Origin of the sequence: Microbacterium sp. K35 (assembly GCF_004794375.1) — a bacterium.
Taxonomy (GTDB): domain Bacteria; phylum Actinomycetota; class Actinomycetes; order Actinomycetales; family Microbacteriaceae; genus Microbacterium; species Microbacterium sufflavum.
The window spans coordinates 14830-34803 of the sequence record NZ_SSDM01000133.1 but is presented as its reverse complement, the minus strand read 5'-3'; the positions used below and the strand labels follow the sequence as shown (position 1 = coordinate 34803).

Sequence of the window (19974 nt, the reverse complement as noted above, 5' to 3'; positions counted from 1 at the left end):
ACCGTGATGAGGCCGTCGGCGTTGCGGCCGGCGCGGCGCGCGGTGACGGGGCCCGCGGTGGCGACGAACACCGGGGGCGCGGCCGGGGGCATGGTCCACAGCCGGGTGGACTCCATGCGGAAGTGCTCGCCGCGGTGGCGGGTGTCGCGGCCCGCGAGCGAGGCGGTGAAGAGCTTGCGGATGATGTCGACGGCCTCGAACATGCGGTCGATGCGCTCGGCGGGCTCGGGCCAGTAGCCGCCCGTGATGTGCTCGTTCAGCGCGTCGCCGGAGCCGACCCCGAGCCACGCGCGGCCGGGGTACAGGGTGGCCAGCGTGGCGGCGGCCTGCGCGACCACGGCCGGGTGCGTGCGGAACCCGGGGGTCGTGACGCCGGGACCCAGGTCGCCCGTGGTGTGCGCGCCGATCGCGCCGAGCATGGTCCACACGTGCGCGGAGGCCCGGTGTCGCGGGAGCCACGGCTGGAAGTGGTCCGTGGCCATGATGCCGCGGAACCCGTGGGCCTCGGCGGCGATGCAGTTCTCGATGACGGCGGAAGGCTGGACCTGCTCCAGCATCGCGGCGTACCCGATGTGCATGGCCCCTCCTCTCGCGTCGTCGCTGTCTCCATTGAATGGATACTGGATCCAAAAGTCAAGCGGCTAGCTGTGGGATTGAGATTTGTTGCTCCCGGGGTCGGCGCCATGCGTTTGGCGTCGAGCACAAAAGCGTGGGTGGCGTGCCTGAACACACCACCCACACCCTCGTCATTCGTTGACCGAACTACAGCCCCTCGTCCAACGCGCCTCCATTCGCACGATGCCGAGTTCGTCGCTGGATGAAACGAACAACGCCGCGCACGAGAATGAAGGCGACAGCGAGAATCGCCGCGACGACCAGCAAGCTGATGATCAGCCCCGACCAGCTGAAAAGTGACGCGTCCATCTTCGTACTCCTTACGGCAGCGCAAACGACCCGGAGGTGGTGTACACGTAAGACCGACAATCCATCTGCATGTACGCTACTGCGCCCGTCGCTCTTCCGTTCCGGGAGAACGACCAACTACTCGCCCCGCTTGGTGAGGTGGCGCTGTAAGACTTCGAGTAGATCAGTCCGACAAACGGCCAAGCAGCCACCGCCCCGAATGCATCTGCCTTCACCGAACTCGTGATCTTGGTCAGCGCTTTGCCACCCGTGCGCTTGGTCGTCCACGAAACGCCCCAGTTGGCATCCACGAGATCGATACCACCAGTAATGCGGCCACTAGCGTTCGCTGTGGCGCCAGCCCCCGATATTGTCACGTTGAACGATTGATTGAGGTTGTACAACGCAGCGGGGACGATGCGGGCTTCGGCACCGCCGTATGCCGCAGCCTCGATCGCGGGTGAACTGGCACTTGCGGGAGGCTCCGCGTCTATCAAGTACGCGCGCATGAACTCAAGGTCCTCAGCGCTCAGTGGCTGTCCCACTGAATAGTGGTCGGCTAGTGCATCTTTTCGTTCCTCAACTTCCGCCCTCGACAACGCCGTGTTCTCGTCGAACGTCACGTCGGTCTGGTCGATAGGAGTCGTGTTCTCCTCATAGGCTTCGGCGGCTTCACCCGTCAGAGTCGAGGCCTCACCGCCGGCTGATACGGCCTCTATGCCGCTCGAGGCCTCGGACGTCAGAGTCCCGTTGAGGGTCGAAGCCGGCCGGGCCGAAGCGGAGCCAGCGATGTAGCCCAGCGACCCGGTCGCGAGCAGGCTCACCGCCACACACGCGCCAAGCGCAATCCGCCGATTCTGATGTACACGCACAGTTTCTCCATCCATCGCGCTCACCGTGAGCAGCCGACCCGCCGCAGCTCAAGCTATGACGCGCATTCGAACCTGTCTGTCCGCCGTTCGAGGGACTCGGCTTCAGGAGAGGCTGACGCCGCAGAGAGTTCCCCGTCAAACCGCAGGAGCTCGTCGATGCAGGCTCAGCAGTATTCCGGCACTAAGCACGAACTCGATGCCCGGAAGGCCGGGCCGATACGCGGCCGCGGTACTCGACCCGTCCTCTTTCGGAGTCACGCCCTCCGCCATCCGAGGAGGGCGGCAAGACCGATCGTCCAGGAGACAGCCGACGCGACCGACCCGCCTGTACCGCCCACTCAGCGGCGACGGCGCTGCACGGCGAGGGTCACGGTGGCGGAGTCGGCGGGGGCGGGCGCCGCGGCGGCGAGGTCGGGGAGGCCGGCGGCGACGGTCTTGCGCGTGCGACCGATCGCGCGGCGCGACAGCACCCACTGCAGGCCGTAGCCGATCGCGAACACCATGAGGGTGAAGATCAGCGCCATCGCGGCACCCTGATCGGGTGCGTAGAGCTGCGCGGACCGCGGGTTGATCATGGCGTAGATGTACATCGACAGCGGACGAGACGACGGCGTCGCCAGGAACGCCGGCAGCGTGAACTCGTTCGTGCCGAGGATGAACATCTGGATCCACACGGCCATCACGGTCGGCATCAGCAGCGGCGCGATGATGCGGCGGAACCCCTGGAACCTGCTGGCCCCGCTGGTGAGCGCCGCCTCCTCCAGCTCGGGCCTGATCTGCAGCGTCGCACTGTACGACGAGCGGTACGCGATCGACACCCGGTACGAGTAGGCGATCACGAGCGCGAACAGCGTCCCGGCGAGCGGGATGTAGGGGTTCAGCACCATGAAGGTGAGGAACATCGCGAAGCCGGCGATGGTCGCGGGGATCGCGACCGACGACGACGCGAACAGGTCGAGCGCCTTCATCCACCCGGTCTTCTTGCTGCGGGCGATGCCGTACGCGAGCACGGTCGCGAAGACCACCGCGATCGTGGCGCTCCCGCCCGCGATGAGCACCGTGCGCCCGAGCGACACCCAGAACTCGGAGTCGGCGAGCACCACCCCGAACGCCCCGAAGTCGGTGCGGCTCAGCATCGCGTCGATCGAGAACGCCACCGGGTACGGGGTGATCGCCGCCCACAGCAGCGCGAGCAGCGGCAGCACCGCGGTCAGCAGCACGAACACGGCCACCAGCACCATGACCGGGATCTTCCACGGCCCCATCCGCATGGTCGACGGCCGGAAGCCCTTGCCCGACACGGAGGCGCGGCGCTCCGCGTTCCTTGTCGCCCTCAGGTACACCGCGAACGCGATCGTGGTGATCACCAGGAACACCAGGCCCCACGCGGCGGCGAGGCCGTACTGCGGCAGCTCCCCCGCGTTCGAGCTGATCAGCGTCCACAGCTTCAGGGCGAAGATGCTGCGCCCCGACTCCTGGCCGAACAGCAGCGGCACCTCCAGGCTGCCGAGGCCGAGGATGAACGTCAGCACCGTCACCCCGAGCAGCCCCGGCCACAGCATCGGCAGCGTCACCCGCCGCAGGGTCTGCGGCCATGACGCGCCCGACACCCGCGCCGACTCCTCGAGCGACCCGTCCATGTTCGTCAGGATCGGCACGATCATCAGGTACGGGAAGGTCACGTTGGTGAGCGCCTGGATGACGATCATCGTCGGGAACGCATACGGGTCGATCGGCACGTCGCTCGCGAACGGCAGCAGCCGCAGCAGCTGGTTCAGCACACCCGACTCGGGCGACAGCATCAGCAGATACGCCTGCGCCTTCACGATCGGCGGGATGATGTACGGCACGATCACGAGCACCGAGATGAGCCGGCGCCACGGGGCGTCGGTGCGGACGGTGACCCAGGCCAGGCCGAACGCCATCAGCAGCGTGAGCAGGGTCGAGCCGCCGACGAAAGCCCCGGTCGCGCCGAGCACGCCCCAGAAGTCCTCGCGCAGCTGCCACAGGGTGACGAAGTTCTCGACGCCCCACTGGGCGGACGAGACCCCGAAGGGCAGGAACGGACCACGGAACGCGGTGATCACCTGAACGATCAGCGGCACCGCGAGCAGGAGGAAGATGACGATCCCGGAGACGACCATCGCGATCGTCATCGAGGTGGGACGCCGGCGTCCCGTGGTCCGTCGTGCCTGGAACATGGTTATCCGTTCAGCGCCTTGTCGGCCGCGTTGATCATGGCCTGCCAGTCGTCGCGGGTGTCCTGCGTCTCGGTCTCGGCACCGCTGTCGAGGCCGAGCAGCAGCGCATCGGCGTTCGTCTTCATGAGGCCCGTGGCCTCTCCGAAGGTCGCGGCGGGGAGCCCGGCGAACGGCACCTGCGTGCTGGCGAAACGCTCGTCGGTCATGCGCAGGTGGATCCAGTCGGGGTCGAACGCGTTCCAGAGGGTCCACAGCGCGGCGCCCGGCTTGTTCTTCGCGTCGGAGTTGACGCCCGAGAACTGCGCCCACACCCCGGAGTGCTCGAACGGCGCCACCTGCAGCGACGGGTTCGGATTGAACAGGGTCTGGTTGAGCGCGACCGGCACGTCTCCGCTCGACAGCGGGGCACCCTGGTCTTCGAGCAGCTTCATGGTGCCGGACGACATCAGCTCGTCGATCAGGTCGAGCATCGCGTCTTCACCCTCGGCCATGCCGTAGCCCGCGAAGACCACCGCGTTGTAGCCGGCGACCGACACCTTGCCGGTGTACTCGGGGGCGAGCAGGCCGTCGAGCGACGCCGGGACCTCCGCGATCTTGTCGGTGTTGTACTGCAGCAGCGACCCGTTGATGCTGTCGGGCATGAGCTCGGGGGCACCGAGGGTGAGGTACTCCTCCGGCACGCCGAAGCTCTGCCAGTCGACCTTCTCCCAGAAGCCCTCGTCGTACATCGCGGCCATCGAGGTGATCGATCCGGAGACGACGTCGGTGTTGCGCGACCCGGTGGCCTTGGCCGAGATGATCGCCGACGACAGGTTGTAGGTGAGGCCCCGCGTCTCGACCTTGATGTCGGGGAAGCGCTCGTTGAACTGGGCGATCACGTCGGGCGACAGCTCGTACCAGTCCCAGATGACCAGGGTGCCGCCGTCCTCCTCCTTCGCCTGCTCGTAGAGGGCGTCGAGCTGCTTGTCGATCTCGGGCCAGTAGTCGTCGTAGAAGTTCTCGCAGCGCGTGATGGCTCCGACGTCGACCGCGTCGCACGTGGCCGCGGCGGCGTCGCCCTTCAGCGAGCTCTCGCCGTCGCCCGCCTCGGCCTGCGTGCCGCAGCCGCTCAGGGCGAGTGCGACGACCGCCGCTCCGGCGACGGCTCCCAGTGTTCTCTTCATGATCCGAATGTCCTCTCTGACATCAGGTGCGTGATCTCGGGTGTGGTGCGGGTTGCGTCATGCGGCCAGCACGCGGCAGGCGTGCGGGACCAGTTCGAGGAAGACCCTGCCGCCCTCGGGGGGTGTCGCCAGCGGAGCTCCGCGGCCGACGATCGTGCCGACCGTCTCGCCACCGGCGAGCACCTCGGCCTCGTACTCGACGATCTCGCCGAGGAACTCCACCCGCACGATGCGCACGGGGACGACGTTGGGGCGCTCGACCGCGGTCTCGTGCCAGCGCACGGCCTCGGGCCGCAGCGTCAGCGTGACCTCGTCGCCCGCCGTGACCCCGTCGGGGACGGGCGTGTGCAGCCGGGTGCCGAGTGCCTCGACCACCGCGTCATCGCTGCCGTCGCGGTCGACCACACGGGCGGGCACCATGTTCACGCGGCCCACGAAGTCCGCCACGAAGCGGTCGGCCGGCTGGTCGTAGAGCTCGCGCGGGGCGGCCTCCTGCACGATGCGGCCGCCGTTCATCACGGCCACCCGGTCGGACATCGACAACGCCTCGGACTGGTCGTGGGTGACGTAGAGGGCGCTGATGCCGAGGCTGCGCTGCAGGCTGCGCAGCTCGTTGCGCATGGTGTCGCGCAGCTTCGCGTCGAGGTTGGACAGCGGCTCGTCCAGCAGCAGCAGCCGCGGACGGTGTGCGAGCGCGCGGGCGAGGGCGAGTCGCTGCTGCTGCCCGCCCGACAGCGCGGTGGCGCGGCGCTGCGCGAGGTGGTCGAGCTGCACGAGCTCCAGTGCCTCCATCGCGCGCTTCTTCGCCTCCTGCTTCGGCAGCCGGGAGCCGGCGACCTGGAGGGGGAAGATCGCGTTGGCGAACACGGTCATGTGCGGCCAGATGGCGTAGTTCTGGAAGACCATGCCGATGTCGCGCTTGTCGGGCGACACGTGCTGGGTGCCGGTGGACAGCACGCCCCCGTCGAGCGAGATGACTCCGCCGTTGCTGCGCTCGAGCCCGGCGACGCACCGCAGCGTCGTGGTCTTGCCGCAGCCCGACGGCCCGAGCAGGGAGTAGAACGTGCCGGGCTCGATCGTGAACGTGACGTCTTTCACGACGGGGACGGCGGCGCCGTCGAGCTCGTAGTCCTTCTTCAGGGCGTCGACGACGAGTCGTCCGCCCCCGGCGTTCGCGGTCATCGGCGTCCTCTCCCGAGCCTCTGTTCTGGATTCTGGATCCACAATCATCGCTGCCATCATCGTCCCTCTCCCGTCGTCGCCGCCACCGGCTGCGGGGCGGCGGGTGCACCCCACGGCCGCGGCCTCACGAAGAACAGCACCACGAGCGCGCACACCCCGAAGGCCACGGCCGACAGCAGCAGCGACTGCGACATCGCCCGCGCCAGCCCCGCGCCGTCCTCGTCAGACAGCACACTGCCGGGGTGGATCGCACCGGGCACGAACCCGCGGATCTGCGCCGCCAGGGTCACGTTCATCAGCACGGCCAGCAGGGCGGAACCGATGACGGAGCCCATCTGCCGCGTCGTCGAGTAGACCCCGGAGCCCGCCCCGGCCTGCGTGTGCGGCAGGTTGCGCGTGGCGGTCGAGGCCAGCGGCCCGAACATGCCGGACACCCCGACCCCGAGCAGCGCCGACGGCAGCAGCAGCAGCCAGAACGGCGCATCGAGCGTCATGGTCGCGGCGTACCAGGCCATCGCGACCGCCGAGATCGTGAACGCGGCGAAGGTCACCCAGCGCGGTCCGACCCGGTCGCTGAGCTTTCCGACGAACGGCCCGAGCACTCCGGACACCACCGCCATCGGCGCGAGCATGAGGGCCGCGAGCGTGGGGTCGAGGCCCCGGGCGACCTGGAAGTAGAAGGCGAGCGGCACGGGCATCGCGGTGATGCCGACCCCCACCAGGAAGATCGTGGCGTTCGCGACGGAGAAGTTGCGGTCGCGGAACAGGGCCAGCGGCATCAGCGGCTCGGAGCGGCTGACGCGCTGCCACACCACGAACAGCACCAGCAGCACGACGCCCGCGGCGATCAGCCCCCACACCGTGACCGGACCGGCGATCACACCCCAGTCGTACACCTCCCCCTCCTGGAGTCCGAAGACCAGGAGGAAGAGCCCGGCACCCGAGAGGATCACGCCGAGCAGGTCGAACCGATGGGGGTGGCCGTCCAGATCCGGCACCAGCCGCCACGCGACGACGAACGCCACCACGCCGACCGGGACGTTCACGAAGAAGATCCACTCCCAGCCGACCGTGTCGGTGAGCACGCCGCCCAGGATCGGCCCGACGAGGGTCGCGAGGCCGCCCACGGCACCCCACGCCCCCATCGCCTGGCCCCGGCCGCGCGGCGGGAAGACGCGGGCGATGATCGCCATGGTCTGCGGCGTCATCAGCGCGGCGCCGAAGCCCTGCACGGCCCGCGCCGCGATCAGCATCTCGATGCTGCCGGACAGGCCGCACGCGAGGGAGGCGAGGGTGAACAGCACGAGTCCCGTGAGGTACACCCGCTTGGGGCCGAACCGATCGCCGAGGCGGCCCGTGATCAGCAGCGGCACCGCGTAGGCGAGCAGGTACGCGCTGGTCACCCAGATCACCGTCGTGAGGTCGGCGTCGAACGCCGCGAGGATGACCGGGTTGGCGATCGCCACGATCGTCGTGTCCACGAGGATCATGAAGAAGCCGATGCACAGGGCCCACAGGGCGGGCCACGGCCGGACTGTCTGCGTCATGAGCTGCTTTCGGGTGGGGCGTCACGGGGGGCGGGTGGTCCGGGGTCCGTCCTGTTCGCCCCCGAGTGCAGGACGGACGCCGGAGTTCCGGGGGCCGGGGTCAGCCGTCGGCGGAGGGGATCCCGGTGACGGGCTCCCCCAGCAGCGGCGTCGACACGGCGTAGATGCCGTGGTTCGCGAACAGCCAGATGAGGTTGCGGTCCCACTCGACGAAGACGCCGTGCACGGGTGCGGCGAGATCGTCGTCGTCCTTCAGTCCCATCGGCGGCACGAAGTAGGCGCCCACCTTGGGGTCCTCGGGGTCGCGCACGTCGAAGATCTGCAGACCGGCGGCGTAGAACGCATACGGGATGACCCCGCCGTGCGGCGTGCCGGTGTTGGTGAAGTAGCCGGAGCGCTTGGGGCCGAACGAGCCGCGGCGCTGCGCCCAGTCGGTGAAGGCCGCCTCCGCGGGCGGCGTGGGCCGGGGCAGCGTGCGCACGACCCGCGGGTTCGTCGGGTCGCTCACGTCGATCTGGTAGATCTCCTTGGCGGGCTCGTAGCAGTCGGTGTTCATCGGGTAGCCGGAGACGTAGACGTACCCGGTCTCCTCGACCTGGGTGGTGTCGACGTTGTCGCCCTCGGTGCCGGCGACGCTCGTCGGCAGCGGGCACCAGCCCACGTGGTGGATGTCGGTCGGGTCGGAGACGTCGAGCACGAAGAAGCCCTGGCCGCCCTGCGCCGCGTAGCCGTACGTCCAGCCCGACTCGACCGAGCGGGGCAGGAACACGCCCATGCGCGAGCCGAACCAGGAGGTCTTGTTGTTCCAGCGGTCGTTGTCGGCCAGGTACGGGGAGTCGTCCTCCTCGCCGGCCCGCGAGCCGGGCACCCACCAGGTCGACAGCAGCTCGGGCTTCGCGGGGTCGGACACGTCGTAGGCCGCGTGGCCCGCGGTCCACAGCGTGGTGCGGTACGGCTGGTTGGTGAAGGTGTTGTCGGGCGCGGTGGCCACGAACAGGTACTTGTCGCCGTAGTACACCGGGAGGTCGAGCACGCCGTTGCCCTCCTGGATCTCGCCGGGCGAGTGGTTCGGGTCGGTCGACACCTCGGTGAGCAGCGTCCACTCGCGCGGGCTCGGGCCGTCCATCCGCCAGGTGCGGAAGCCCCGCAGGCCCTCCCACTCCTTCAGCTGCCCCTCGACCGTGTCGTCGAGCCACTTGTTGGCGACGCGCCCCTGGAGGAAGTACCGCGGGGTCTCGCTCGCCTGGATCGCGATGTACGCGCCGAGCTCCTGGTTCCACTGCACGGTGGTCGCGCCGAACTGCGGGCGGGGGTCGCCCCAGCCCCACTGCTCCTCGTCGACGATCGTGAGGTGGCGCGGGTCGGTGATGTCGTACAGCTTCCAGTGGTTGCCGCCGCCGTAGTGCAGCATCAGCCGCCGCCCGTCCCAGTCGTAGATGCACTGCCACGAATGGCTCGTGTTCACCACGATCGGATAGAACGCCTCGGCCTTCGCGTTGAGCGTGTAGGTCTCCGGGTCGCGGTAGTCGAGCTGACCGGGCCAGTCGACGAACACGTCGCGCGGGACGGAGGGGGTGTGCGCGGGCGGCAGGAACGTGCCGTCGGGCTGCATGCCCCACGTGGAGGGGTCGGGATCGGCCGGTTCTCCGGCGACGCGCTCGAAGTCCTCCGGACGGTACTTCTTCGCATCGGGCACGTAGGGAGAGCCGGCCATGTCGCCTCCATTGGCTGAATCGGGTGGGATCGTCACGACGTCGTGTCGTCCCCCTCAGATTCACCCGGTGCCGCGATGCTGTCCAATATCCATACGGGTCAGAGCCATGACCATCCGGGCATATCAGCCGAGGGGTCGCGGCTCCCCCTCCGTGTACTCGCTTTCCAGGGCCGCGAGCCGCGCGCCCTCCTCGCGCAGGTGCGTCAGCAGGGCGGTCGCGGCGGGCGAGGGCGCCCGGTCCTTGGGCAGCGTGACGCCGACCGAACGCCGGATCGAGCTGAGCGGCGTGGGCAGGATCCGCAGCTCGCGGTCGTCGACCGCGATGAACATCGGCAGCGCCGCGATCACGTCGGTCGAGATCAGCAGCGTGCGCAGCGTCAGCATCGACGTGCACTCCACGCGGTCGGGCGGCAGGGGCAGCCCCTCGTGGAAGAACACCGCCTCCAGCTCCGCGCGCAGGGCGGTCTGGGCGACGGGGAAGATCCACGGGTAGGAGATGAGCTCCGCGAGCGAATGCGCCTTGGCACCACCGAGCACCGGGTGCCCGGCCCGCGCGACCAGGCGGATCGGCTCGAGGTGCAGCCGCTCCTGCTCCAGTCGCACCGGCACCGTGGGCGACAGCCGCCCCACCGTGAGGTCGAGGTCGCCCGCGAGCAGCAGCTGCTGCAGGGTGTCGGGCGTGCCCTCGCGCACCACCACCGTGAGCCGGGGATGCTCGGCCTTCAGCCCCGCGATCGCCCGCGGCAGCAGCAGGTTCGACCCCGCCAGGTGCGTGCCGACCGTGACCGTGCCCAGCTGCCCGGACTGCAGCAGCCGCACCTCCTCCCCCGCCGCCCGCAGCTCGGCGAGCACGGACCGGGCCCGCTCGATGAACGCGTGCCCGTACGGCGTCGGTCTGACCCCGCGCGGCAGGCGCTCGAACAGTGCGACCCCGAGCACCTCCTCCACCTCGCGCAGACCGCGCGTGACGACGGGCTGGGTGATGTGCAGCGACTCGGCCGCGCGCACGAGCGTGCCCTCGTCGGCGATCGCGGTGATGAGGACGAGGTGCCGGATCTTGACCCGGCCGTCGAGCAGTCGATCGGTGACCATGAGCGGGACTATAGCCGTGGGGGCATGGCAGTGCATCAAGAGAGTATTTGTCGGCATCCCTTCGACGTTCCTAGCCTGAGCGCATGCCTTCCGAGACGATGACGCCTCCCCGCCCTGCCGCCGAGCAGGGCCGGGCGCCCCGCGCGATCCACAACCTGATCGCCGGCGAGCGCGTCGAGGGCATCGGCTCCTTCGCCAAGATCAGCCCGATCGACGGCACGCTGATCGCCGAGGTGCACGAGGCCGGGGCCGAGCAGGTCGACCGTGCGGTGGCTGCCGCCCGCGCCGCGTTCGACGGACCGTGGGGTCGCATGACGGTGGCCGAGCGCGCCCGCCTGCTGCGGGGCGTCGCCGACGCGATCGACCGCCGCGCCGACGAGCTCGTGGCCGCAGAGGTCGGCGACACCGGCAAGCCCGAGTCCCTCGCCCGCGACCTCGACGTGGCCAGGGCCGCCGCGAACTTCCGCTCCTTCGCCGACACGGTCTCCGCCACCGGGCTCGACTCCTTCCTCACCGAACTGCCCGACGGCCGCCGCGCCCTCAACTACGCGGTGCGCAAGCCCCTCGGCGTGGTCGCGGTGATCGTGCCGTGGAACCTGCCGCTGCTGCTGCTCACGTGGAAGCTCGCGCCGGCCCTCGCCACCGGCAACACCGTGGTGATCAAGCCGTCCGAGGAGACGCCGTCGTCGGCCACGCTGCTCGCCGAGATCCTCGCGGAGGCGGGGGTGCCGGCCGGGGTGGTGAACGTGGTGCACGGCTTCGGCGCGGGTTCCGCGGGCGAGGCCCTCACGAAGCACCCCGGCATCGACGGTGTGACCTTCACGGGCGAATCGTCCACGGGCTCCGCGATCATGCGGGCCGTCGCACCACGCGTGCGTCCGGTGTCGTTCGAGCTCGGGGGCAAGAACGCCGCGCTCGTGTTCGCCGATGCCGACCTCGACGCCGCGGTGGCCGGACTCGCCCGCAGCACCTACCTCAACACGGGCCAGGTGTGCCTGTGCACCGAGCGCATCTACGTCGAGCGGTCGGTGTTCGACGACGTGGCGGCCGGGCTCGCCGAGCACGCGGGGCGGCTGCGCCTCGGTCGGCCGGAGGACCCCGCGACCACCACGGGCCCGCTGATCTCGCAGGCGCACCGGCAGAAGGTGCAGTCGTACTTCGACCTCGCGGTGTCGGAGGGCGCCACGGTGCTCGCGGGTGGCGGGGTGCCGACCCTCGGCGACGGACTCGACGGCGGCTCCTGGATCGAGCCGACGCTGTGGACCGGGCTCGACAACAGCCACCGCACCGTGCGCGAGGAGGTGTTCGGCCCGGTCGCCGCCCTCATCCCGTTCGACAGCGAGGAGGAGGCGATCCGGCTCGCGAACGACACCGACTACGGGCTCGCCGCCGTCACCTGGACCACCGATCTCACCCGCGGTCACCGCGTCGCCCAGCAGATGCGCACCGGCATGTCGTGGGTCAACACCTGGTACCTGCGCGACCTGCGCAGCCCGTTCGGCGGCGTGGGGCTCTCCGGCATCGGTCGCGAGGGCGGCCACCACTCGCTCGAGTTCTACACCGAGCCGACGAACGTGTGCGTGCAGCTGTGACCGAGCTCCTCGACACCGAGGCCGTGCGGACCGCAGACGAGCGGCTGCGCCGGGCGGCCGAGACCGGTCGCCCGTGCGCTCCGGTGCGCGACCTGCTCGGCGACACCGACCAGGACGCCGCGTACGCCGTGCAGTCGCTCGGCATCGCCCGTCGCGTGGACGGGGGCCGGCGCATCGTGGGGCGCAAGATCGGCCTCACCTCGCCGGTCGTGCAGGCGCAGCTCGGCGTGGACAGCCCCGACTACGGCGTGCTGCTCGACGACATGATCCACGCCGACCGGGAGCCGCTCGACCTCGGGCGCTTCCTGCAGCCGCGCGCCGAGGCCGAGGTGGCGTTCGTGCTCGGGCGCGACCTCGACTCCCCCACCACGACCGTCGCCGACGTGCTGCGGGCGACGGAGTTCGTGCTGCCCGCGATCGAGGTCGTGGACTCCCGGGTGGCGGGATGGGACATCCGCCTCACCGACACCATCGCCGACAACGCCTCCAGCGGCGCGGTCGTGCTGGGCACGACCCCCCGCCGGCTCGACGGCTTGGATCTGACCGCGCTCGGCATGACGCTCGACCGCGACGGGCGCCCCGTCTCGACCGGCAGCGGCGCCGCGTGCCTGGGCAGCCCCGTGATCGCGGTGGCCTGGCTGGCGCGCGAGGTCGCCCGGCGCGGACAGCCGCTGCGCGCGGGCGAGGTGATCCTGTCCGGGGCGCTCGGGCCCATGGTCGACGCGACGGCCGGCGTGTTCCGCGCCCGGCTCGACGGACTCGGAGAGGTGCGCGCCGACTTCCACGGCACGGCCTCCGGCACGGCGACGGAAGGGGCGGCGGCATGACCACGGGAATCGCCATCATCGGCTCCGGCAACATCGGCACGGACCTGCTCATCAAGGTGAAGCGGCTGTCGACCACGCTGCACGTGGTGGCGATGGCCGGGATCGACGAGCACTCGGACGGCCTCGCGCGCGCCCGCCGCCTGGGTGTCGCCACCACGCACGAGGGGGTGGACGGGCTGCTCGCCCTGCCCGAGTTCGCCGATGTCGAGCTGGTGTTCGACGCGACCTCGGCCGGCGCGCACTCCCGCAACGACGCCCTCGTGCGCAACGCCGGACGGCTCATGGTCGACCTCACCCCCGCCGCGATCGGCCCCTACGTGGTGCCCGTGGTGAACCTCGACGCGCACGCGGGCGCCACCAACGTGAACATGGTCACGTGCGGCGGGCAGGCGACCGTGCCCATGGTGGCCGCCGTGTCGCGCGTGGCCCCGGTCGCATACGCCGAGATCGTCGCCTCGATCGCCTCGAAGTCCGCAGGACCCGGCACCCGCGCGAACATCGACGAGTTCACCGAGACCACGGCCCGCGCGCTGGAGGTGATCGGGGGCGCCGAGCGCGGCAAGGCCATCATCGTGCTGAACCCCGCCGACCCCCCGCTCATCATGCGCGACACCGTGTACTGCCTGGTCGAGGGCGACCCCGCCACGCTCGACCGCGACGCCGTCCGCACCTCGGTGACCGACATGGTCGCCGCGGTGCAGGGGTACGTGGGCGGCTACCGGCTCGCGCAGGACGTGCAGTTCGACGCGGTCGACGAGGGGTACGTCCCCGCGCTCGACCGGGCGCTCCGCGGCACGCGCGTGACCGTGCTGCTGGAGGTGACCGGCGCCGGGCACTACCTTCCGGAGTACGCGGGCAATCTCGACATCATGACCTCGGCCGCCCTGCGCACCGCCGAGCGACTCGTCGCCCGACGGACGGGGGTTCCCGCATGACCGGCTCGACTCCGCGCGTGTACGTGCAGGACGTGACGCTGCGCGACGGCATGCACGCCATCGGCCACGGTTACACGACCGACCAGGTTCGCGACATCGCCCGGGCCCTGGAGGCGGCGGGCGTGGATGCGATCGAGGTCGCGCACGGCGACGGCCTCGGCGGATCCAGCGTCGCCTACGGGCACGGCGCCCACACCGATTGGCAGTGGATCGCGGCGGCCGCCGAGGTCCTGGACCGGGCGGTGCTGACGACCCTGATCCTGCCCGGCATCGGCACGATCGACGACCTCGCCCGCGCCCGCGACCTCGGTGTCGCGAGCGTGCGGGTCGCGACGCACTGCACCGAGGCCGACGTCGCGATCCAGCACATCACGTGGGCGCGCGAGCACGGCATGGACGTGTCGGGGTTCCTGATGATGAGCCACCTGAACGATCCGCGCGGGCTCGCCGAGCAGGCGCGGATCATGGAGCAGGCGGGCGCCCACTGCGTGTACGTGACCGATTCGGGCGGACGCCTCACGATGGCCGACGTCGCCGCGCGCGTGGACGCCTACCGCGACGCGCTCGACCCCGCGACGCAGATCGGCATCCACGCGCACGAGAACCTCTCGCTGAGCGTCGCCAACAGCGTGACCGCCGTCGAGCACGGCGCATACCGCGTCGATGCCTCGCTCGCGGGCCAGGGCGCCGGAGCGGGCAACTGCCCCGTCGAAGCGTTCGTCGCCGTCGCGGATCTGCTCGGATGGGAGCACGGGTGCGACCTGTTCGCGCTGCAGGACGCGGCGGAGCAGCTCGTGCGTCCGCTGCAGCGCCGTCCGGTGCGCGTCGACCGCGAGACGCTCACCCTCGGCTACGCGGGCGTGTACTCCAGCTTCCTGCTGCACGCCGAGCGCGCGGCCGCGGCGCATGACCTCGACGCGCGGGACATCCTGGTCGAGCTCGGACGACGGCGCATGGTGGGCGGCCAGGAGGACATGATCGTCGATGTCGCGCTCGACCTGGTCGCCGCGCGTTCCGCGGGGGCGGCCTCATGAGCACCGACGCGGTCTACGCCGCCGCCCTCGACACCGCCCAGCGCACGGCCGCGCCCATCAACCAGCTGTCGCCCACGGAGGAGGTCGACCTCGCCACGGCCTACGCCACGCAGCACGCCCTCATCGCCCGACGGGTCGCCCGCGGCGAGCACATCACCGGGGTCAAGCTCGGGTTCACGAGTCAGGCCAAGGCGCAGCAGATGGGTGTGCACGACGTGATCCTGGGCACCCTGACCGATGCCATGCGCCTGGACGACGACGGCGTGTTCGCGCGGCGGTCCGCCATCCACCCGCGCATCGAGCCCGAGGTCGCCTACCTCCTTCGCGCCGACCTCGACGCATCCGCGGTCGACCGGCCGCTGTCGGAACTGGTGGCCGCGGTCGCCCCCGCCCTGGAGATCATCGACTCCCGGTACCGCGACTTCCGCTTCAGCCTCGCCGACGTGGTGGCCGACAACGCCTCCGCCGCGGCCTACGCGATCGGCCCCTGGACGCCGCTCGACCGCGCGGGCGCCATCGACAACCGGGCCGTGCGGTTCGAGGTCGACGGCCGCATCGCCGCGACGGGCTCGACCGCCGCGATCCTCGGCGACCCCGGTCGCGCCGTCCTCGCGGCCGCTCGACTCGGCGCCCGCCACGGCTTCGTGCTGCGGGCGGGCATGGTGCTCCTCGCCGGGGCCGCGACCGCCGCTGTTCCCCTGCCCGACCGCGGTGTGGTCGAGGCGACGGTCACCGGTCTGGGCGGCGTCACGATCCGCACGGACGACGGTTCCGCGTCGTCCGGCCCGAAGGGAGCATCATGACCGAGTCCCGCGGCATCCTCGTGGAGGGCAAGGCCACCCCGCGCGGACGCTTCCCGCACGCCAAGCTCAGCGGCGACCTCGTGTTCGTGTCGGGCACCTCCAGCCGCCGCCCCGACAACACGATCGCGGGCGCCGAGGTCGACGAGTTCGGGGCGACCCGGCTCGACGTCGCGGTGCAGACCCGCGCCGTGATCGAGAACATCCGCGCGGTGCTGGCCGCCGCGGGCTGCGACCTCGACGACCTCGTGCAGGCCACGACGTTCCTGGTCGACATGAACGACTTCGCCCCCTACAACGCCGTCTGGGCCGAGTACTTCGACGAGCAGGGCCCGGCCCGCACCACGGTCGCCGTGCACGCCCTGCCGCATCCGCACCTGCGCCTCGAGATCCAGGCGATCGCGAGGCGCCCCGACCGCACCACCCCTGCCACTCTCGAGGAGGAGAAATGAGCACCATCCCACCCGTCATCGACTTCGCCGCCTGGATCACGGAGAACGAGCACCTCCTGAAGCCGCCGGTCAACAACAAGGCCGCGTGGACGCCGATGGGCGACTTCATCGTGCAGGTCGTCGGCGGCCCCAACCAGCGCACCGACTTCCACTTCGATCCGTACGAGGAGTGGTTCTACCAGTACCGCGGCAACATGCACGTGAACATCCAGACGGAGGACGGCCCGCAGCGCATCGACATCCGCGAGGGCGAGATGTGGCTGCTGCCCGGCAACGTGTTCCACTCCCCGCAGCGCCCCGAGGAGGGGTCGATCGGCATCGTGATCGAGCGCATCCGCGAGGAGGGCACGCTGGAGAAGTTCGCGTGGTTCTGCCCGAACTGCAACACCAAGGTGCACGAGGTCGAGCTGCAGGTGCGCGACATCGTGGAGGACCTGCCGCCGGTGTTCCGCGAGTTCTACGACAGCGAGGAGGGGCGCACCTGCCCCGAGTGCGGCACCGTCCATCCCGGCAAGGGCTGACGCGGCGTTGGGCACGATCGACGTCCACACGCACTTCGTGCCGAGCGCCTGGCCCGACCTGTCCACGCAGGTCGGGCCGGGGCTCTGGCCGACCCTGCGCGTGGACTCCGAGCGCGAGGCGATGATCATGCTCGGCGAGTCCGAGTTCCGTCGCATCGGCGACGACTGCTGGGATGCCGAGGTGCGCCTGGCCGACATGGACGCTGACGGCGTGGAGATGCAGGTGGTCTCCCCCACCCCGCTGTTCTTCTCCTATGACAAGTCGGGAGACGAGGCGGTGAAGGTCGCGCGCCTCTTCAACGACCTGGCGCTGGAGATCTGCGCCCCCGCACCCGATCGGCTCATCCCGTTCGCGCAGGTGCCGCTGCAGGATCCGGATGCCGCGTGCGTCGAGGCCGACCGCGCGATCGCCTCCGGTCACGCCGGGGTCGAGATCGGCAACCACGTCGGTGACCGCGACCTCGACGACGCCGGTATCGTCACGTTCCTCCAGCACTGCGCCGGGCGCGGGATCCCCGTGTTCGTGCACCCCTGGGACATGGCCGGCTCGCCGCGACTCGATCGCTGGATGGCCCGCTGGCTCACGGGCATGCCCGCCGAGACGCACCTGTCGATCATCGCGCTGATCCTCGGCGGAGTGTTCGACCGCGTTCCGCCGTCGCTGCGGCTCGCGTTCGCGCACGGTGGCGGCTCGTTCGCGTTCTGGCTCGGCCGCTTCGAGAACGCGTGGCGGCAGCGGCCCGACGTGATCGGCGTGAGCGCACAGCCGCCCTCCGCCTACCTCGACCGGTTCAGCGTCGACAGCGTCGTGTTCGACCCGGCCGCGCTGCGCCTGCTCGTCGACACGCTCGGCGCCTCGCAGGTGATGGTCGGCAGCGACTACCCGTATCCCCTGGGCGAGCGACCGGTCGGCGACGTCGTCCACCGCTCCGCCTTCCTCGACGACGCCGACAAGACCGCCATCCTCCGCGACAACGCCCTGCGCTTCCTCGGCCGCTGACCGCACGACCCGAACGGACCCGCCCCATGAGCACCACGACCCCGCCCAGCGCCACGACCCGCACCGCCCTCGACCGCGCCACCTGCGAGGCGCTCGACGCCTCCGATCCGCTCGGCTCGTTCCGCGACCGCTTCGTGCTGCCGGGGGGCGTGATCTACCTCGACGGCAACTCCCTCGGCGCGCTCCCCCGGCACACCCCGGCGCACGTGCAGCGCGTGATCACCGAGGAGTGGGGCACCGGGCTCATCCGCAGCTGGAACGACGCGGGCTGGTTCGCGAAGCCGCGTACGGTCGGCGACCGGATCGCCCCGCTGATCGGCGCCGCGGAGGGCGAGGTCGTGCTCGGCGACTCCACGTCGGCGAGCCTCTTCCAGGCCGTGGTCGCGGCGGTGCGCATGCGGCCGGGGCGGCGCGTGATCGTCGCCGAGCGCGGCAACTTCCCCACCGACCTGTACATGCTGGAGGCCGTGCAGGAGCTGCTCGGCGGCGGCGAACCCCTGGAGCGGCGGCTGATCGCCGACGACGGCCCCACGCTCGACGACGTGCTCGACGACCATGTGGCGGTGGTCGTGCTCACCCAGGTCGACTACCGCACCGGGCGGCTGCACGATCTGGCCGAGGTCACGCGCCGCGTGCAGGCCGCCGGGGCGCTGGTGGTGTGGGACCTGTGCCACAGCGCCGGGGCGCTGCCGATCGACCTGAACGCCGCCGGGGCCGACTTCGCGGTGGGCTGCACCTACAAGTACCTCAACGGCGGCCCGGGGTCACCCTCGTTCCTGTGGGCCGCGTCCCGCCATCACGCCGCCGCCCGGCCCGCGCTCACCGGCTGGCACGGCCACGCTCGTCCGTTCGACTTCACGGTGGGCTACGCCCCGGCGCCCGGCATCGAGCGGTTCCGCGTCGGCACACCGCAGCTGCTGTCGGTCGCGGGACTGGAGGCGAGCCTCGACATCTGGGACGACGTCGACCTGGAGCTGCTGCGCGAGAAGAGCCTGCGGCTGACCGAGCTGTTCCTGTCGCTCGTGGACGCGCGGCTCGCAGAGCGCTGGGGCATCGTGTCGGTCACACCGCGCGAGTCGTCCCGCCGCGGCAGCCAGGTGTCGCTGCGCCACGACGACGGCTATGCGGTGATGCAGGCCCTCATCGAGCGCGGGGTCATCGGCGACTTCCGGGCGCCCGACCTCATCCGCTTCGGGTTCACCCCGCTCTACACCTCCTACGCCGACGTGTGGGATGCGGTCGACGTGCTGCACGACGTGCTGGAGACCGAGGTGTGGCGCGAGCCCCGCTTCGCGCGCCGCGGCACCGTCACCTGAGCCCCGGGCGGTCCTGCGCCTGCGGAGCGGTGTGTCGGCGGAGTCGCCCGCAGCGAGTCGTGCGCCGCGTCAGGAGTTGTCCGCGCCCTCCGCGGCCGCGTCGTCGAGCAGGGCGATCACGCCGTCGCGCACCTGGGTCAGGTGGGCCTCCAGCACGCCCAGCGCCTTCTTCGCGTCGCCGGCCGCGACCACGTCGACGAGCTCGGTGTGCGAGTGGTCGTGCGAGCCCGCGGGCCCCAGCCGCCACCCCAGCACGTAGCGCCCGAGCTTGAGCCGCAGCTGCTCGATCATCTCCCACAGCAGCGGGCGGGCCTGCGCGTCGTACAGGGTGGCGTAGAACTCGGTGCGCGCCTCGACGAACTCGCCGCCCTCGGAGATGTCGTCGGCGGTCTTCGCGAGCTCCCGCAGGCGCTCGACCCGTTCGGGCGTGATCTCCGCCATCGCCAGGCGCAGCGCCTCCTTCTCGAGCAGCATGCGCAGGTGGTAGACCTCCCCGGCCTCCTCCGTGGACAGCGCCCGCACCATCGCGCCGCGGCGGGCGTGGAACACCACGAGCCCGTCGGCCTCGAGCTGGATGAGGGCGGAGCGGATCGGGAGGCGGGAGATGCCGATCGATTCGGCGAGGGTCTCCTGGCGCAGTTTCATTCCGGGCGGGAGCGTGCCATCGAGGATCGCGTCGCGGATGATGTCGTACGCCATCGCGCCGACCGACCGATACCCGGCCCCGTGTCGCTGGGCGAGCTTCTGCAGCGCATCGGCGCGATCCTTCGCAGACGCGGCCGCGTCCCCTGACTTCACCATGGGTCAGAGGCTATCGGATCGA

At 70.7% G+C, this 19974-nt stretch carries 19 protein-coding genes; 9 read left to right on the top strand and 10 right to left on the bottom strand.

The genetic code is table 11. From position 1 onward, the window contains the following. The 9 genes from DW299_RS04325 to DW299_RS04290 all read right to left on the bottom strand — a co-directional run. A partial coding sequence (locus DW299_RS04325; protein ID WP_136035842.1) for an LLM class flavin-dependent oxidoreductase occupies window positions 1-578 on the bottom strand: 578 nt, incomplete at its 3' end. 184 nt (window positions 579-762) lie between these two features. After that, window positions 763-924 carry a hypothetical protein gene (locus tag DW299_RS18885; protein WP_168443074.1) on the bottom strand — a complete coding sequence of 54 codons (162 nt, stop codon included), beginning with the start codon at window positions 922-924 and terminating at the stop codon, window positions 763-765. Window positions 925-935: 11 nt separating this feature from the next. Then, window positions 936-1799: a hypothetical protein gene (locus DW299_RS04320; RefSeq protein ID WP_136035841.1), complete on the bottom strand. Its 864-nt coding sequence runs from the start codon at window positions 1797-1799 to the stop codon at window positions 936-938. A 314-nt stretch (window positions 1800-2113) separates the two neighbouring features. After that, the gene (locus tag DW299_RS04315) at window positions 2114-3976 is read right to left on the bottom strand and encodes an ABC transporter permease (RefSeq protein ID WP_136035840.1); all 1863 of its coding nucleotides are present in this window, start codon (window positions 3974-3976) and stop codon (window positions 2114-2116) included. Window positions 3977-3978: 2 nt separating this feature from the next. Further along, window positions 3979-5139, bottom strand: coding sequence for a type 2 periplasmic-binding domain-containing protein (locus DW299_RS04310; RefSeq protein ID WP_136035839.1), 1161 nt, complete (start codon window positions 5137-5139; stop codon window positions 3979-3981). Window positions 5140-5196: 57 nt separating this feature from the next. Further along, a complete protein-coding gene (locus tag DW299_RS04305; RefSeq protein WP_168443073.1) occupies window positions 5197-6321 on the bottom strand; it encodes an ABC transporter ATP-binding protein in 1125 nt (374 codons plus the stop codon). 56 nt (window positions 6322-6377) lie between these two features. Then, window positions 6378-7868, bottom strand: a complete 1491-nt coding sequence (locus DW299_RS04300; RefSeq protein WP_136035837.1) for a DHA2 family efflux MFS transporter permease subunit — start codon at window positions 7866-7868, stop codon at window positions 6378-6380. Window positions 7869-7968: 100 nt separating this feature from the next. After that, on the bottom strand, window positions 7969-9582 hold the full coding sequence (locus DW299_RS04295) for an LVIVD repeat-containing protein (RefSeq protein WP_136035836.1): 1614 nt from the start codon (window positions 9580-9582) through the stop codon (window positions 7969-7971). A gap of 123 nt (window positions 9583-9705) precedes the next feature. Further along, window positions 9706-10674 carry a LysR substrate-binding domain-containing protein gene (locus tag DW299_RS04290; protein ID WP_136033891.1) on the bottom strand — a complete coding sequence of 323 codons (969 nt, stop codon included), beginning with the start codon at window positions 10672-10674 and terminating at the stop codon, window positions 9706-9708. Window positions 10675-10757: 83 nt separating this feature from the next. On the opposite strand from DW299_RS04290, the gene DW299_RS04285 reads away from it, so the two are divergent. The 9 genes from DW299_RS04285 to kynU are packed head-to-tail and all read left to right on the top strand — an operon-like array spanning window position 10758 to window position 19151. Further along, complete coding sequence (locus DW299_RS04285; protein ID WP_240744646.1) at window positions 10758-12266, top strand: 2-hydroxymuconic semialdehyde dehydrogenase; 1509 nt, start codon at window positions 10758-10760, stop codon at window positions 12264-12266. After that, the gene (locus tag DW299_RS04280) at window positions 12263-13093 is read left to right on the top strand and encodes a 2-keto-4-pentenoate hydratase (protein WP_205814323.1); all 831 of its coding nucleotides are present in this window, start codon (window positions 12263-12265) and stop codon (window positions 13091-13093) included. Before DW299_RS04285 ends, DW299_RS04280 begins: the two co-directional genes overlap by 4 nt. Further along, the gene (locus DW299_RS04275; protein WP_136035834.1) at window positions 13090-14028 is read left to right on the top strand and encodes an acetaldehyde dehydrogenase (acetylating); all 939 of its coding nucleotides are present in this window, start codon (window positions 13090-13092) and stop codon (window positions 14026-14028) included. The genes DW299_RS04280 and DW299_RS04275 overlap by 4 nt, the downstream gene beginning before the upstream one ends. Further along, a complete protein-coding gene (gene dmpG, locus DW299_RS04270) occupies window positions 14025-15062 on the top strand; it encodes a 4-hydroxy-2-oxovalerate aldolase (RefSeq protein ID WP_136035833.1) in 1038 nt (345 codons plus the stop codon). Before DW299_RS04275 ends, dmpG begins: the two co-directional genes overlap by 4 nt. After that, window positions 15059-15865 carry a 2-keto-4-pentenoate hydratase gene (locus DW299_RS04265; protein WP_136035832.1) on the top strand — a complete coding sequence of 269 codons (807 nt, stop codon included), beginning with the start codon at window positions 15059-15061 and terminating at the stop codon, window positions 15863-15865. Before dmpG ends, DW299_RS04265 begins: the two co-directional genes overlap by 4 nt. Further along, on the top strand, window positions 15862-16314 hold the full coding sequence (locus tag DW299_RS04260; protein WP_136033882.1) for a RidA family protein: 453 nt from the start codon (window positions 15862-15864) through the stop codon (window positions 16312-16314). The genes DW299_RS04265 and DW299_RS04260 overlap by 4 nt, the downstream gene beginning before the upstream one ends. After that, window positions 16311-16835, top strand: a complete 525-nt coding sequence (locus tag DW299_RS04255) for a 3-hydroxyanthranilate 3,4-dioxygenase (protein WP_136033880.1) — start codon at window positions 16311-16313, stop codon at window positions 16833-16835. Before DW299_RS04260 ends, DW299_RS04255 begins: the two co-directional genes overlap by 4 nt. 7 nt (window positions 16836-16842) lie before the next feature. After that, on the top strand, window positions 16843-17835 hold the full coding sequence (locus tag DW299_RS04250; RefSeq protein WP_136035831.1) for an amidohydrolase family protein: 993 nt from the start codon (window positions 16843-16845) through the stop codon (window positions 17833-17835). A 26-nt stretch (window positions 17836-17861) separates the two neighbouring features. After that, window positions 17862-19151: a kynureninase gene (kynU, locus tag DW299_RS04245; RefSeq protein WP_136035830.1), complete on the top strand. Its 1290-nt coding sequence runs from the start codon at window positions 17862-17864 to the stop codon at window positions 19149-19151. Between the two features lie 69 nt (window positions 19152-19220). Here kynU and DW299_RS04240 read toward each other — a convergent pair whose 3' ends face one another. Continuing rightward, entirely contained in the window at window positions 19221-19952 is a 732-nt protein-coding gene (locus DW299_RS04240; protein ID WP_136033873.1) for a GntR family transcriptional regulator, read from the bottom strand. Window positions 19953-19974: the final 22 nt, after the last annotated feature.

Excerpts from the sequence above, each read along its gene's own strand:
- DW299_RS04290 (WP_136033891.1), bottom strand. The coding sequence starts at position 10,674 with ATGGTCACCGATCGACTGCTCGACGGCCGGGTCAAGATCCGGCACCTC.
- DW299_RS04295 (WP_136035836.1), bottom strand. The coding sequence starts at position 9,582 with ATGGCCGGCTCTCCCTACGTGCCCGATGCGAAGAAGTACCGTCCGGAG.
- DW299_RS04310 (WP_136035839.1), bottom strand. The coding sequence starts at position 5,139 with ATGAAGAGAACACTGGGAGCCGTCGCCGGAGCGGCGGTCGTCGCACTC.
- DW299_RS04240 (WP_136033873.1), bottom strand. The coding sequence starts at position 19,952 with ATGGTGAAGTCAGGGGACGCGGCCGCGTCTGCGAAGGATCGCGCCGAT.
- DW299_RS04265 (WP_136035832.1), top strand. The coding sequence starts at position 15,059 with ATGAGCACCGACGCGGTCTACGCCGCCGCCCTCGACACCGCCCAGCGC.
- kynU (WP_136035830.1), top strand. The coding sequence starts at position 17,862 with ATGAGCACCACGACCCCGCCCAGCGCCACGACCCGCACCGCCCTCGAC.
- dmpG (WP_136035833.1), top strand. The coding sequence starts at position 14,025 with ATGACCGGCTCGACTCCGCGCGTGTACGTGCAGGACGTGACGCTGCGC.
- DW299_RS04260 (WP_136033882.1), top strand. The coding sequence starts at position 15,862 with ATGACCGAGTCCCGCGGCATCCTCGTGGAGGGCAAGGCCACCCCGCGC.
- DW299_RS04255 (WP_136033880.1), top strand. The coding sequence starts at position 16,311 with ATGAGCACCATCCCACCCGTCATCGACTTCGCCGCCTGGATCACGGAG.
- DW299_RS04285 (WP_240744646.1), top strand. The coding sequence starts at position 10,758 with ATGCCTTCCGAGACGATGACGCCTCCCCGCCCTGCCGCCGAGCAGGGC.
- DW299_RS04275 (WP_136035834.1), top strand. The coding sequence starts at position 13,090 with ATGACCACGGGAATCGCCATCATCGGCTCCGGCAACATCGGCACGGAC.
- DW299_RS04305 (WP_168443073.1), bottom strand. The coding sequence starts at position 6,321 with ATGACCGCGAACGCCGGGGGCGGACGACTCGTCGTCGACGCCCTGAAG.
- DW299_RS18885 (WP_168443074.1), bottom strand. The coding sequence starts at position 924 with ATGGACGCGTCACTTTTCAGCTGGTCGGGGCTGATCATCAGCTTGCTG.
- DW299_RS04300 (WP_136035837.1), bottom strand. The coding sequence starts at position 7,868 with ATGACGCAGACAGTCCGGCCGTGGCCCGCCCTGTGGGCCCTGTGCATC.
- DW299_RS04315 (WP_136035840.1), bottom strand. The coding sequence starts at position 3,976 with ATGTTCCAGGCACGACGGACCACGGGACGCCGGCGTCCCACCTCGATG.